Annotated in this window: 12 protein-coding genes; 2 read left to right on the forward strand and 10 right to left on the reverse strand. The window is 67.4% G+C overall.

The features are described 5' to 3' along the window. Window positions 1-33: 33 nt before the first annotated feature. The 9 genes from G3446_RS02990 to bioB all read right to left on the reverse strand — a co-directional run bounded on the left by G3446_RS02990 (window position 34) and on the right by bioB (window position 9,594). On the reverse strand, window positions 34-1,416 hold the full coding sequence (locus G3446_RS02990) for an SPOR domain-containing protein (RefSeq protein WP_164450913.1): 1,383 nt from the start codon (window positions 1,414-1,416) through the stop codon (window positions 34-36). A 135-nt stretch (window positions 1,417-1,551) separates the two neighbouring features. Next, window positions 1,552-1,980, reverse strand: a complete 429-nt coding sequence (locus G3446_RS02995) for an FKBP-type peptidyl-prolyl cis-trans isomerase (RefSeq protein ID WP_164450914.1) — start codon at window positions 1,978-1,980, stop codon at window positions 1,552-1,554. Window positions 1,981-2,261: 281 nt separating this feature from the next. Beyond that, window positions 2,262-3,056: a trypsin-like peptidase domain-containing protein gene (locus G3446_RS03000; RefSeq protein WP_164450915.1), complete on the reverse strand. Its 795-nt coding sequence runs from the start codon at window positions 3,054-3,056 to the stop codon at window positions 2,262-2,264. 400 nt (window positions 3,057-3,456) lie between these two features. Continuing rightward, complete coding sequence (locus tag G3446_RS03005; protein WP_164450916.1) at window positions 3,457-4,671, reverse strand: D-alanyl-D-alanine carboxypeptidase/D-alanyl-D-alanine-endopeptidase; 1,215 nt, start codon at window positions 4,669-4,671, stop codon at window positions 3,457-3,459. Between the two features lie 132 nt (window positions 4,672-4,803). Then, window positions 4,804-5,583, reverse strand: coding sequence for a dethiobiotin synthase (bioD, locus tag G3446_RS03010; RefSeq protein WP_245232268.1), 780 nt, complete (start codon window positions 5,581-5,583; stop codon window positions 4,804-4,806). After that, complete coding sequence (bioC, locus tag G3446_RS03015; protein WP_164450917.1) at window positions 5,584-6,528, reverse strand: malonyl-ACP O-methyltransferase BioC; 945 nt, start codon at window positions 6,526-6,528, stop codon at window positions 5,584-5,586. It lies immediately after the preceding gene. After that, a complete protein-coding gene (gene bioH / locus G3446_RS03020) occupies window positions 6,521-7,339 on the reverse strand; it encodes a pimeloyl-ACP methyl ester esterase BioH (protein WP_164450918.1) in 819 nt (272 codons plus the stop codon). The genes bioC and bioH overlap by 8 nt, the downstream gene beginning before the upstream one ends. Before the next feature lie 14 nt (window positions 7,340-7,353). After that, window positions 7,354-8,526, reverse strand: coding sequence for an 8-amino-7-oxononanoate synthase (gene bioF / locus G3446_RS03025; protein ID WP_164450919.1), 1,173 nt, complete (start codon window positions 8,524-8,526; stop codon window positions 7,354-7,356). Between the two features lie 33 nt (window positions 8,527-8,559). Continuing rightward, entirely contained in the window at window positions 8,560-9,594 is a 1,035-nt protein-coding gene (bioB, locus tag G3446_RS03030) for a biotin synthase BioB (protein WP_164450920.1), read from the reverse strand. 169 nt (window positions 9,595-9,763) lie between these two features. On the opposite strand from bioB, the gene G3446_RS03035 reads away from it, so the two are divergent. After that, on the forward strand, window positions 9,764-10,474 hold the full coding sequence (locus G3446_RS03035; RefSeq protein WP_342450018.1) for a ComF family protein: 711 nt from the start codon (window positions 9,764-9,766) through the stop codon (window positions 10,472-10,474). Window positions 10,475-10,544: 70 nt separating this feature from the next. Here the strand turns inward: G3446_RS03035 and G3446_RS03040 are convergent, their stop codons facing one another. Next, on the reverse strand, window positions 10,545-11,777 hold the full coding sequence (locus G3446_RS03040) for a YfiM family lipoprotein (protein ID WP_164450921.1): 1,233 nt from the start codon (window positions 11,775-11,777) through the stop codon (window positions 10,545-10,547). Window positions 11,778-12,055: 278 nt separating this feature from the next. Here G3446_RS03040 and G3446_RS03045 point away from each other — a divergent pair, with 278 nt between their 5' ends. Then, window positions 12,056-12,607, forward strand: coding sequence for a gamma carbonic anhydrase family protein (locus G3446_RS03045; protein ID WP_164450922.1), 552 nt, complete (start codon window positions 12,056-12,058; stop codon window positions 12,605-12,607). Window positions 12,608-13,039: the final 432 nt, after the last annotated feature.

Genomic DNA, 13,039 nt, shown 5'->3' on the forward strand with positions numbered 1-13,039 from the left:
TGGCTTGCCGGAGGCCAGCGGATCCTCGTCGGCTCAATCCGAGGGCGGGCGGACTAGAGTGACCTCGTCTTCCGGATCGAGCTGGCGAATCCAGATCTGGAGCTTGGCCAGGTCTGGCGGCAGTGTACCTGCGGCTTCTTCTGCAGCCTCCTGACTGGCGTGGAGACTATGGATCAGGACGTACCAAGGACGGCCACGGTAGATCGTGGTCTGATAGTAGAGGGTGCTGGGTAGCTCGTGCTCGGCGATGAAGCGCTCCATCTCATCGAGCGAATAGAAGCCCAGCAGCTGAAGGGTGACGTTCTGGTCGCCGAGCTGGATGCGCCCAGCCGATGGCTGCGCGGCATCTTGCGTGCGTGGCTCGGTCGCTTCCAGCGCCTGGGGCTGGTCGGCGGGCGCCTCCTCGGTCGTTATCGCCTCCGCAGGCTGCTCTTGAGGCTCCGCCGCTTCGGCGGTCTCCTTCTCGGCCGTGTCGCCAGAGGCTTCGTCGAGCCTTGGCTGCGGAGCTTGCGCCGCAGGCGGCCCCTCTGGGTCCTGGGCTTCATCGTCGTCGGCCGCCGCCGGCTCCGATGTCGAAGGCGCGGGCGTCGACGGCTTCGATGTCTCAACGTCCGACATCTCAATCTCTGCTTGCAGCTGCGCCGTTTCGGCTGGCTCGGCTGGCTCGCGCGCGGGCATGTCGTCGTCGGGCGCTCGTTCAGGCCCTGCCGAGTCGGTTGCCGACTGTGCGCCGGGCTCCGCCGCTGGTGCGCCCGGCGCCTTCGCGGCAATGGGCTCGGCGGGCGCTGCGCTCGACGCCGGAGCGGCGGCTGGGGCGGCGGGCTCCGCCTCTTCGCTCAGCCGCTCGAGCGAGGTCGTGATCTCCTCGACGGCCTCGGACAGCTGCGTCAGCCGCTCGCTGGCGACCGGGTCTGTTTCGGTCACCGGCTCAGTCATTTCCAGCTGATCGACGGCCTTGCCGATCTCGCTCACCTGGGCGGCAAGAGACTGACGCATGCCGCCGACCTGGTAGTAGACGAAGGTCAGGGCGCCGCCGACCAAGAGAAGAAAGACCAGCAAGATGACGGTGATGAGTGAGGATTGTCGCCTGAGCCGCTCGTCCACCTCGTCCCGTTGCGCCTGCAAGGTGCGCTGGAGACGGGTTGCTGCCTGACGCCGATCGTCGTCGACATCTCCGATGCGTGAAACGAGCGACACCTCGACGTCCTGAAAGGCCATCTTCTGCCCTCTCAACGCCTCAGAGAGTCGCGTGACCTCTGACGCCAGGGCCTCTAGCCGTGCCTCGACATCAGTGCTCGCATCTGGACCCGCTGGGCGCACTCCCGCCGTGCTCGCCGGGGTCTCGGGAGCCGAGCCATGCCTTTGAGACTGGGCTTGGCTGGGCTTTTCTTGGGGATCCTTTTCTTTATCGCTCATGGTTTCCACGGGCCGTACTGTCCAAGGCTGGCTTCTCTGGCTCTCATCACCGGAGATCGCCGAATCCGCATCGATCTGGGGCTTCGACGATCTCCGGCGCCGGTCCGCGTCCGAATCTCGCTCGATTCCCTGCCGCTAGCGGATGTCGACGAGCTCCAGTGCGAAGGTCAGACTGCGGCCAGCGAGTGGGTGGTTTCCGTCGATGGTCACCTGCTCGGCGTCGAATGCCTTGACGGTAAAGGAGATCGGCAGGCCATCGGGGCTTTCGGCGCTCAGGATCATCCCCTCGCGCAGCTCGATGTCGCCAGGGATGGCCGAGCGCGGGACCTGCTGCGTCATTTCTTCATTATAAGCGCCGTAGGCTTGGTCTGGCGCGATTGTAACCGTCTTGGTCTCCCCGAGGGCCATCCCCTTAACGGCGCCTTCGAACCCTGGAATGATGCCGCCATCGCCGATCGTGAACTCGATCGGCTCGCCACCCTTGGTCGAATCGAAGACGCTGCCGTCTTCCAGCGTCCCCGTGTAGTGGATCTTGACGGTATCCCCGAGCTTGGCTTCAGACATTGCTGAGGCTCCTGTGGTTGAGTGCATTTCACCCGCCGGCCGCGACGATCGAGCCAGCCGAGTGAGGAACGACCGAAGGCTAGAGATTCGAGACGGGATGACGAGCGCTGGGAGTGTGATGGCACTCTAGAACAGCGGCCAGGCGAGTGCAAACCCGGCCGCGCGGCCAGGAAAGCCCGCTGGCTGGCCGGATTTCGCCGCTCGCGAGGCTGGCGAGGCGACGGTCGGGGAAGCGGTCGTGCGCTCATCTCGCGGCCTTCGGCGGCTGCGGGTCCGCGCGCTCAGCGTGTGCCCGTGACCTTGCGCAGCGCGGCTCGGGCGCGGTTGCTCGGCATGGCGAAGCCGATGCCGACGTTGCCCCCGGTCGGGCCGATCAGGGCGGTGTTGATGCCGATTACCTCGCCGGCCAGGTTGATCAAGGGTCCGCCGGAGTTTCCAGGGTTGATCGAGGCGTCGGTCTGGATGAGCTTGCCGAGATGATTGCCGGCGACGCCGCTGCGGCCGACCGCGCTGACGATCCCCATGGTCACCGTTTGACCGAGCCCGAAGGGATTGCCGATCGCGATGACGAAATCACCGACCTCGAGACGGTCCGAGTCGCCGAGCCTCAAGGGCCTCACCTTCACGGGCGGTATCTTGAGGATGGCGACGTCCGTCGCCGGGTCGGCGCCGATACGCCGTGCGCGAAAGGTGCGTCTGTCCTTGAGCGTGACGATGATCTTGGTCGCGTCCTTCAGCAGGTGATTGTTGGTCATGACGTAGCCGTTCTTCGCATCGACGATCACGCCTGACCCCATGCTCCTGCGGCGCTCGCTCGGGTCGATCTCCGGGGCCTCGACGCCGATACGGTCCAGGAAGCGCCGAAACTCGGGATCTTGCAAGAAGGGATGGTCCTCGTCTCGGATGCGCGACTCGACCGAGATGTTGACGACGGAGGGGGTGACCCTGCGCATCAGGGACGCCAGGGAGGGATAACCCCGGGCATCCTGGCCAAAGAGCGTTCCGACCGAGCCCGTCGAGTCCTCGGCAATGGGCGCGACCGAGGAGGGCGTGGTGCAGGCAGTGAGCCCGAGCATGGCCGCGACAAGGATGATTTGGCCCGCTGAGCGAAGTCTTCTTGGGAGCCTTGACAAGATCCAAGGCGGCGGAGTGGGCATGAGAGCTCCTGGTGGTTGAACCTAGATCCGGCGGTTGGACGGCCTCCAGGGTGCGCCCAGCGTGGTGTCTGGCAAGGCGCAACGAGGCGTCGTAGTGGTTCTACGACAACGCGTTGCAACGCAGCCAGACGCCGCGCGGGGCGTGCACTGGAGGCCGTAGCGACCTTGACCCTGCGGGTGAGCAGCAGCAAAGCCAGGATCTCGATCATGATCCATGTGTTGCATGGAGTGCCAAGCGGTCAACTGCCGGATCTAGGTTGAAGGCCTGGGCTCGGCGCTGGTCGGCGTCAGACCGATCCGACAGGGCGCTGGCCCAGTCTCAGCGTGTCAGGCTGCTGGCGACGCGTCGCCTCAGGTTGTGATCGACCGGCTGATTGATCAGCAAGGCGAAGGGCGCCCAGCTCCCGCTGCGCCTGACGAAGCCGGCATAGCAGCTCACACCGCGCAGGGTCCCCGTCTTGGCGCGTACGCCTGGATCGCCATCCTGTGCCGGCAGCAGCTCGCGGTAGGGGGCGAAGGCCTCGACGAGCGCGACGAGCTGGCGTGCGCTCAGGCGGTTTGCGCGTGACAGTCCAGCGCCGTCATCGATGCGGAAGTCGCGCCAGCCGAAACGGCCGCGCGCGAAGCGGGTCATCGCCCCTTGGGCGGCGGACATGCTGACGCGGCCCTGTCCGTTGGGCTCCGCCAGTCGCAGGAAGAGCGCATTGGCGATGAAGTTGTTCGAGTACTTGAGCATGGGTGCCAGCATCTCGGACAGGCTGCGGCTGTTCGCATGTCTGTAGACGAGACGAGCCTTGGATGGCACGGGCGCGTTCTTCTGCCCGTCGCCGACCGTGATTCCTGCGCCCTTCAGCTTGGCCGCCAGCAGCTCGCCGAAATAGCGAATGGCGATGGGGCGCTCGCGCAAGTTGACCCGCTGCTTGCCGTTGCTGCCCGCGAGGCCGAAGCGTCGTGCGGTCGGCGTGAGCTCGGTCTGTGATTCCGCGCTGCGAATGCTGTCGCCGCGCCGCACCAGATTGATGGTGTTGAAGTTTGCCGCCAGCGCGGTGACGGGGGCGTCGTAGGGGTTGTCGGAGGACGAGCGCCCGGCGATCTCGACCTCCGGGCTGAAGAAGCTGTCGTCGAGGCCGATGCCGGCGACGGTGCTGATCCCTGAGCGCTCGAGCGCGCGGACGATAAGATCCAGCTCCTCCGAGACCAGGTAGGGATCCGCGTAGCCCTTGACCCAGAGCCAGCCCGCCCGGTCCTGGAAGAATTCGGTCTCGAAGCGATAGCTCGGCCCCCAGGTCTCGAGGGCCGCATAGGCGGTGAGCACCTTCATGGTCGAGGCGGGTACGCGCGGCCTGTCCGCTTGATAGGCGATGAGGTCGCGGTCGCGCTCTTTGAGCAGCAGGCTCGCCTTACCGAGCGCCTTGACCTGGGAAACCGGGTCAGCGATGACGGGTGGTGACAATGCCGACGCGAGCACGACGAGGAGTGTCAGCCCGCAGCGCCAAGGGGCGCTCAGGTCTTGCTGGGGCTCGGGTCTTCTCATGGGAGGCCTGCTAGTGATCCGTCGAAAGCCGAGAGTCTATGCGAGGTGCTGCGGATAGGCGAGGGGGCGCAGATGAGGGGCGGCTCATGGAGTCCACCGGAAAGAACCGGCCCGCGGGCGCTTCGCGGCGCCTCAGGCGGCGTGGACGTCAGGCTGATCCGAATGCGGGCGCCCTGGCTGCAGGCCGGCCGGTGTGGGAAGCGCCAGGTCGAGCTGCTCGAGCTGGAGGTGGTCGGCGATCTCATGCGGCGCGGGCTCGGCCAGCCAGGGGATGGTGCCGATGCAGGGCGCCTCGATCAGCGCCCCGAGCGTCGCCAGATTGGCGTCGCGCTCCAGCATGTCCGGCTCGACCTGATTCGCGATCCAGCCCGCTAGCTTGATCCCAGCGCGCTGGATGCTCTCGACCGTCAGGATGGCATGATTGAGGCACCCGAGCTTGAGGCCGACGACCAGGATCACCGGGAGATCCAGCCTCTGGGGGATGTCGCTGAGCCACAGCTCCGGACCGAGCGGAACGCGCCAGCCGCCGACCCCCTCGACCACGACGAGATCGGCCTCGTCGCTCAGCGCTCCGAAGGCGGTGCGGATGCTGACCATGGAGATCTCGGTCCCCGTCTGTCCCGCGGCGATGTGCGGCGCGATCGGCGGGGAGAAGGCGAAGGGGTTGACCACGCCATAGGGGGCGTCGCAGCAGCCCTGGGCGCGAATGCGCTCGGCGTCGGCGTTGCGCAGTCCATCCGGGCCTGGCTCGCATCCAGAGGCCACGGGCTTCATGCCGAGCACCCGCAGTCCGCGGGATTGGAGGGCGGACATGAGTCCCAGGCTGATCTCCGTCTTGCCGCAGCCGGTGTCGGTCCCCGTCACGAAGATCCCGCCCACGGCGCGTCGCCGGCTCATCTGAGGCGCGTCCATCTAGCTGCCTCCCTTGCGTCCGCCCAGGGCGCTGACCGGAATGGCGACACCCTCGGCGGTTTCCGTCTGCACTGGTGCCCAGGCGTGTCCATAGACGACCTCGTAGCTGGCCGGGAGTCTGCCATCGCTGCGGTGCGCCTCGTAGGCGGCCTCCAGGGCCCGAATGCGCGCGCGCCCCGTCAAGGCCCGTGGCCGCTGGCTGGTCGCGTTGTGCGCCCCAAGCACCTTGAGGTCGCGCATCAGATCCTGCACGCGGTCATAGGTCAGGGTGAGCCGCTCGGCGTCCATCACGGTGTCCGCGAAGCGCACCCTGGCGAGGGTGTCGCCGATGTCGTGCATGTCCAGAAAGGGGCTGACGTGGCTATGGGCGTCGACCTGGCTCCAGGCCGCGCGCAGCTCCCGGAGGGTGTCCGGGCCAAAGGTGGTGAACATGAAGAGCCCGCCCGGGCGCAATATGCGCAGGCAGTCGCGGAAGGTGCGCTCCAAGTCGTTGCACCACTGAAAGGTGGCGTTGGAGACGATGAGGTCGACCGAGGCGTCCGCAAGCGGTAGCTGCTCCGCGTCGGCGCAGACGCACAGCGGGCGGCGCATCCAGCTCCCGCGACGCCGTGCCTGACCGAGCATGCCGTGCGCGAAGTCCAGGGCGACGACGCGCGCCTTCGGATAGCGGCGTGTCAGCCAATCGATGGCATAGCCAGTGCCCGTGCCGATGTCCAAGATCCGCTCCGGGCGGAGGCGCACATAGTCGAGTCGCTCGAGCATGCGGTCGGCGATCTCGCGCTGGAGCACGGCGACGCTGTCATAGGTCTGGGCGGCCCGCTCGAAGCTGCGGCGCGCGCGGCGCTTGTCGATCGGGCTCACCGGCTCCGGGCTCTCGCTGGTGGCATTGAGATAGGTCTGGAGCCTAACGGCCTGGCTGGGGTCGAGCGTCTTGGTCTCAGACATGGGTGGATGCCTCGGTCGGTGCTGGCGTGGTCTCCAGGCTCGCGAGAAAGTCCGCGATCACCGTGGCGGTCTCGGCGGGATGCGAGAGCTGCGGGGCATGGGCCGCGCCTTGGATGACCTGGGTCCGGGCGCCAGGCATCAGCATCTCGACGCGCTCGGCGACGCCGGGCGGGGTCAGGGTGTCGCGATTGCCGAAGAGCCACAGCGCCGGGCACTTGATGTCCGGGAGTCGTCCACGCAGGTCGCCGTCCGCGAGGATGTCGAGGCCGATCGAGAGCGCCTCGGGATTCGGGGCGGGAAGGTCCGACAGCTCTTGGCGCAGGGCCCTCAGCGTCTCTCGGGCCGAGGCGCTGCCACGCACTTGAAGGGCGAGGAAGCGGCTGAGCGTCCCGCTCGGGTCGTCCGCGAGGCCGCCATGGAACTGATCGAGCGTGGCCTCTGGCATGGCCGGGGTCCAATCCGTGGCCTGGACGAAGCGCGGCGTCGCCGTGAGCAGCACCAGCCCGGCGACGCGGGAGGGCGCGCGCAGCGCGGCGGCGAGCGCGATCAGCCCGCCGAGCGACCAGCCGAGCCAAACGGCGCGCTTGGGTGCCGCCGCCAGGCAGGCGTCCGTCCAGCTCCAGAGGTCAGGCTGCTCGTTGGAGAAGGCGGCGGCGCCGTGACCTGGCAGGTCGATCGGATGCGGGATCCAGCCGGGGGCCAGGTCGCGCTGGCAGGCCTTCCAGACGGCGGATTGCATACCCCAACCGTGGAGCATGACCAGATCCCTGGTGGCTGGGGCGGTCGAATCTGAAAGCGTGTCTCGAGTCATGTGCGATGTCGGTGTCATGCATCCAGGGCTGGCAGGCGGCTCAGTGCGTCCAGGAGCTGGTCGACATCGGCCTGCGAATGCGCCGCGGAGAAGGTGATACGGAGCCTGGCCGTGCCACTGGGCACGGTCGGCGGACGAATGGCCGTGACCAGGATGCCCGCGCGCTCGAGCGCCTGGCTCCAGGCCAGCGCACGCGCCGCGCTGCCCGCGAGCAGTGGCTGGATGGGGGTTGGCGAGGCCGTCAGCGCCAGTCCGAGCTGAGTCGCGCCCTCGCGAAAGCGCGTGATCAAGGCGCTCAGGTGCTCGCGGCGCCAGTCCTCGCGCTCGGCGATGGCGATGGCCTCGAGCGTGGCGGCGGCGAGCGCCGGTGGCGTGGCCGTGGTGTAGATGTAGCTGCGCGCCGACTGGATGAGCGTCTCGATCAGCGCCTCCGAGCCTGCCACGAAAGCGCCGAAGGTGCCGAAGGCCTTGCCCAGGGTGCCCATGAGGATGGGCACCTCATCCAGGCCGAGCCCGAAATGGTCCGGCGACCCGCGTCCGCCTCGACCCAGCACGCCGAGGCCGTGGGCGTCGTCGACCAGGAGCCAGGCGCCCGCTTCCCTCGAGGTCGCGGCGAGGGCGGGCAGCGGCGCCAGATCGCCGTCCATACTGAACACGCCGTCGGTCGCGATGAGCTGCGCCGACCCCTCTGCCAGCATGCGCGCGAGCCCCGCGGCGTCCGCGTGGGGATAGCGTTTCAGCCTGGCCCGGGAGAGCAGGGCCGCATCCAGCAGGGAGGCATGATTCAAGCGGTCTTCGAAGACGGTATCGCCGCGTCCTGCCAGGGCGGTGATGACGCCCAGATTGGCCATATAGCCGGTCGAGAAGAGCAGGGCGCGTGGACGTCCGGTCAGCTCGGCCAGGGCCTCCTCGAGGCGGTGATGCGCTGCGCTGTGACCGTTGACCAGGTGTGCCGCGCCGCTGCCGACGCCCCAATGGTCCGCGCCGCTCTGCAGGGCGGCGACGACCTTTGGGTGTGCGGCGAGGCCGAGGTAGTCATTGCTGCAGAAGCTCAGCACAGGCCGGCCATCGACCATCCCATGCGGACCTTGCGGGGCCTCCTGGATGCGGCGACGGCGGTAGAGCTGCTGCGCCTCGAGCCGCGCGAGGTTCGCGCGCAGCCCTTGATCTGGCGTCCCTGACGTCATGCGATGGCTTGCTCTCGGGGAGGATCGGCGCGTCTAGCCCGTGAGTGCGAGCTTGTGCTCGGTGTGCTTGTTGCAGGCACCCGGCTCGGTGCGCTCGGCCTCCACCTGCTCGAAGGCAAGCCCGAGACGCTCGAAGAGCTGGCGATCGCGATCGGATTCGGCGTTGGGCGTGGTTAGCAGGCGCTCCCCGTAGAAGACCGAATTGGCGCCGGCGAGGAAACAGAGCGCCTGCAGCTCGTCGCTCATCTCGGTCCGCCCCGCCGAGAGCCTGACGTGCGAGGCCGGCATGAGGATGCGCGCCGTGGCAACGACCCGGACGAATTCGAAGGGGTCGAGCTGATCCTGACCGAAGAGTGGCGTGCCCTCGACCTGCACCAGCAGATTGATGGGCACGGACTCCGGGTGGGCCGGCAGATTGGCGAGCTGGCGCAGCATGGAGGCGCGGTCGCGGCGCGATTCGCCCATGCCGAGGATACCGCCGCTGCAGGTCTTGAGGCCGACCGCGCGGACATGCTCGAGCGTGTCGAGACGGTCCTGGTAGGTGCGCGTGGTGATGACCTGGCCGTAGAACTCGGGTGAGGTGTCCAGATTGTGGTTGTAGTAATCGAGTCCGGCCGCCTTGAGCCGCTGGGCCTGGTCGGCCGTCAGCATGCCCAGGGTCACGCAGGTCTCCATGCCGAGCGCGTGGATGCCCTCGACCATCGCGATGACCTGCTCCAGATTCTTGTCGGTCGGATTGCGCCAGGCCGCGCCCATGCAGAAGCGCGTCGCCCCCCTACCTCGGGCCTCCCGGGCGACCTTCAGCACCTCATCGACGGGCATGAGGCGCTCGGGCTCGAGCTTGGCCTCGTGCTTGGCGCTCTGCGAGCAATAGCCGCAATCCTCGGGGCAGGCGCCCGTCTTGATGCTCAAGAGGGTGCTGACCTGGATGCGGTTGGGGTCGAAGTGGGCGCGATGGACAGCCTGCGCACGGAAGAGGAGGTCCGAGAAGGGCAGGTCGAGAATGGCCTCGATCTCATCGAGGGCCCAATCGTGGCGGATCGGGACAATGCTGTGGGTCGGCGACATGGCTACCTTGGCTACTGAGTCGGACCCCGGCGACTGGGGTCTCTAAGGCAAAGTGAGACACTCTATCCAGTGGCGCCGACTTGTCAACCAAAGCGGGGTGCTGTGGGTTTACAAGCTCGGCGGGCAGACGCAGCTCTCAGGCCTGCCAGCTGGTCGTGCGATCGCATTCTTGTACACTCGATCCATGCGCCCGAGCCTGCTCGATCGACTCTATCCGCCAACCTGTATCCTCTGTGGCGCTCCGGGAGCGGAGGGCCGGGATCTCTGCCCAGGCTGTCACGAGGAGCTGCCCTGGAATCGCCATGCCTGCGCGCGCTGCGCGCTCCCCTTCGACGGGCCTGTCCCGCCTGGCGCGCTCTGCGGTCCCTGTCGGAAGGCGCCGCCTCCCTTCGATGGCTGTGTTGCGCCTTTGCGATACGAGCTGCAGGTGCCGGCATTGGTCACGAGCGCCAAGTTTCGCGGCAAGCTCAATGCGGCGCGTCTGCTGGGTCAGATCCTGGCCGCCGCGCTGGAGTCCGCGTCCTGGGACCTTCCGGACGCGCTAGTGCCCGTGCCTCTGCACCCCAAACGGCTTCGCGCCCGCGGCTACAATCAGGCGCTGGAGATTGCCCGGATCCTTGGGGACGACCTTGGGCTGCCGCTCGAAACCAGCCTCTGTCAGCGAGTGACGGCAACCCCTCCGCAGGCGGGACTGGATGAGCGCGAGCGGCACCGCAACATCCGCGGCGCCTTCGCGGTGCGGGGTCCCTTGGCGGGAGCGCGCATCGCGATCGTCGACGATGTCGTCACCACGGCCAGCACGGTGATCGAGCTCAGCCGCGTCCTGCGCCGCGCGGGCGCGGGGAGCCTTCTGGTCCTGACGGTGAGTCGCACGCCCTGAGCTGGTGCGCCGAAAGGGCGGGTTGTCTGGCCGCTCAGCCGCGCTCGGATCGGGAGCCCATCGGCAAGGCTCAGCCAGCGGACCGCCGAAAGAGCGGTCGGCTCTCGATGCGCTCATCGATATTCAAGATCATGCGTTTGTAGGCCTGGCCGCCCGGATCGCCGAAGTCCCTGACGAAGCTGCGATGGCTCATGCCTTCCGGGAGTCCGTCGATCTCGGGCATGAAGTCCTCCTCGCTCAGCCCGCTTCGCGCGAGCCGCTGCAGCCGGCGCGCGCCCGCTGGGCTCTCGGTCGCGAGCCTGGCGAAGCGAATGCCGGCGCGGTTGGCGGTCATGTCGGCGAAGCTGAAGCCGCTGCCGCCATCCGAGTCCGAGACCTCCTTGAGCCAGCCGATCAGGTTCGAGAGCGCATCGTTCCCCTCGACGGTCAAGGCCGCCGAGGTCATGAAATGCTGGCTCAGGTCGCGACGTCCGCGCAGCGCCACCGGGCGCGGGCGCGCGACCTTCTTGGTGCCCGCCTCGGACGGGTCGCGGATGATTCGGCCATTGACATAGGCGGCAAGGGCGAGAATCGCGGCGCGATTCGCCGCCACAGGGTCATCTCCCTCTTCGGCAAGCAGCGCGGAGAGCAGGCGCGCAAGCGTGATCGGCTGGCGTCTGGGCCAGTCTTGGGCGATGGCGTGAAGCCGCTCTTGAGCGCCTAGGACATCTGGAAGCTCATCCTCGGGGACAAAGCCGCTGCCGAGATGCTCCAGCATGTGTGGACGCCAGGCGTAGCTGAGATGGATGGCTCCCTCCTCGAGATCGAGCGTCTTTACGACCTGGGCGCGCTCGACGGCGCCGAGCGCCTGCTCGGCAAGCGTCTGCGCAAGCGCGGCCGGAATCGGCAGGCCAGCGACCTTGGCCGACTCGATCCGCAGCAGCTTGGCGTCTTCGACCAGTCTCAACCGCACATTGAGATAGCTCGTGACCTGGTCCAGCGGCAGCCGCAGCGAGGCGGACAGCTCGGCGGCGCCATCCCGGAGCGTGAGATCGGCTCCGCCCTGGGCCATGCGCTCGAGCAGTCCGTTGAGCAGCAGGCTCGCCTCCCGCTCCGTGAGGCTGAGCGCGTTGATACCGGACGAGGGTCTGGCGCTCGGGCGGTTGGCTGAGATCCACTGCTTGACCCAGGTGCGCTCGGCGGGCGTCAGCGCCGTCTCCGGGATCCGTGGCCTGCTGTCCAGGGCAACCAGCAGGGCGATGCCGAGCATGAGGGTGAGGAGGACGCTCAGCGTCCATGACAAGAGCTTGATCAGTTGGCGCATGATTCGGCTTGGGGCCTCGTCCTTGGGGTGGCTGAGGGTTGTCGAGCGACTAAGCGCGGTCGGACGCGAGGCTTGAGTGCAAAATTGGGACTTCGAGCCGCAAAGGCGCAAAGGACGCCAAGAAGCACGACACCAAGAATATCAATAAGGTTGGTCGATGCATCGCTTTTACCCGCTGGCCAGCACAATTCTCTCCGTAACACAGGGAAATTCTTTGCGCTCTTCGTGCGCTTTGCGGTTCCATAGCTGCTTTCAGGCGCATCTGGAGTCGTTCGGCTATGGCAAGCCCCCAAGTCTTCGATGGAAAGTCCCCAAGCGTCGCGGCCGACGCCTGGCTCCATCCCACGGCGGTGGTGATCGGTGATGTCGAGATCGGGCCACGCGCGTCCATCTGGCCGATGTGTGTGGTCAGGGGGGACATCCATCGCATCGAGATCGGTGCGGATACCAACATTCAGGACGGCAGCATCCTGCACGTCTCTCACGATAGCCGCTTCATGCCTGGCGGCGCACCCGTCGTCATTCACGATGCGGTGACCGTCGGCCATCAGGTCGTTCTGCACGGGTGCGAGATCCAAGATCACTGTCTCATCGGGATCGGCGCCCGCGTGCTGGACCGGGCCGTGGTCGAGCCGCGCACCATGCTCGGCGCAGGGGCGCTGGTGACGCCCGGCCAGGTGCTGGAAGGCGGCTATCTCTGGCTCGGTGCACCGGCGCGCCGCGCTCGCGCCCTAACGGACCGCGAGCTGGAGTATCTCGACTATGTCGCTGCCAACTATGTGCGTCTCGCCGCGCGCTATCGCGCGGAGACGGCCGAGTCCGGTCGATAATTCCAAGAAGAGCTGCCAGCCTAGGCAAATTTCTAGAATCCTCGTACCAGTCGCCTGCAAGCGAGTCGCCCGCAAGCGGGCTCCTACGAAGACGGCGCCTTAGGAGCCCGTTTGCGGGCGATCCTGGGGCTTAGGCGGGAAAAACCACCGGCGGAGAGCATCCTGCCCGCATCCCGTCACGCATTTCCTGAGTCTCAAAGGCTGGTAGGGAGGTTTCGAGAAAGCGCCTTAGGTGATTTCCGGGCGTTGATCATCGGACCGCCCAGTCGGCTGAGTAGACGCCGCGCATCCTTCAGGCAAAGCGACGTGGGAGCGGCGCCCCCCCGCGCTCGGCCCCCCCGCGCCGCGGGGGGCCCCGCCCCCCCGGCGGGGGCGTGGGCAAAACCATGCTCAAAGCCCAGCCGCCTCAACCCAAGGGGGGGCGGGAGGGCG

Origin of the sequence: Thiorhodococcus minor (assembly GCF_010820565.1) — a bacterium.
Taxonomy (GTDB): Bacteria; Pseudomonadota; Gammaproteobacteria; order Chromatiales; family Chromatiaceae; genus Thiorhodococcus; species Thiorhodococcus minor.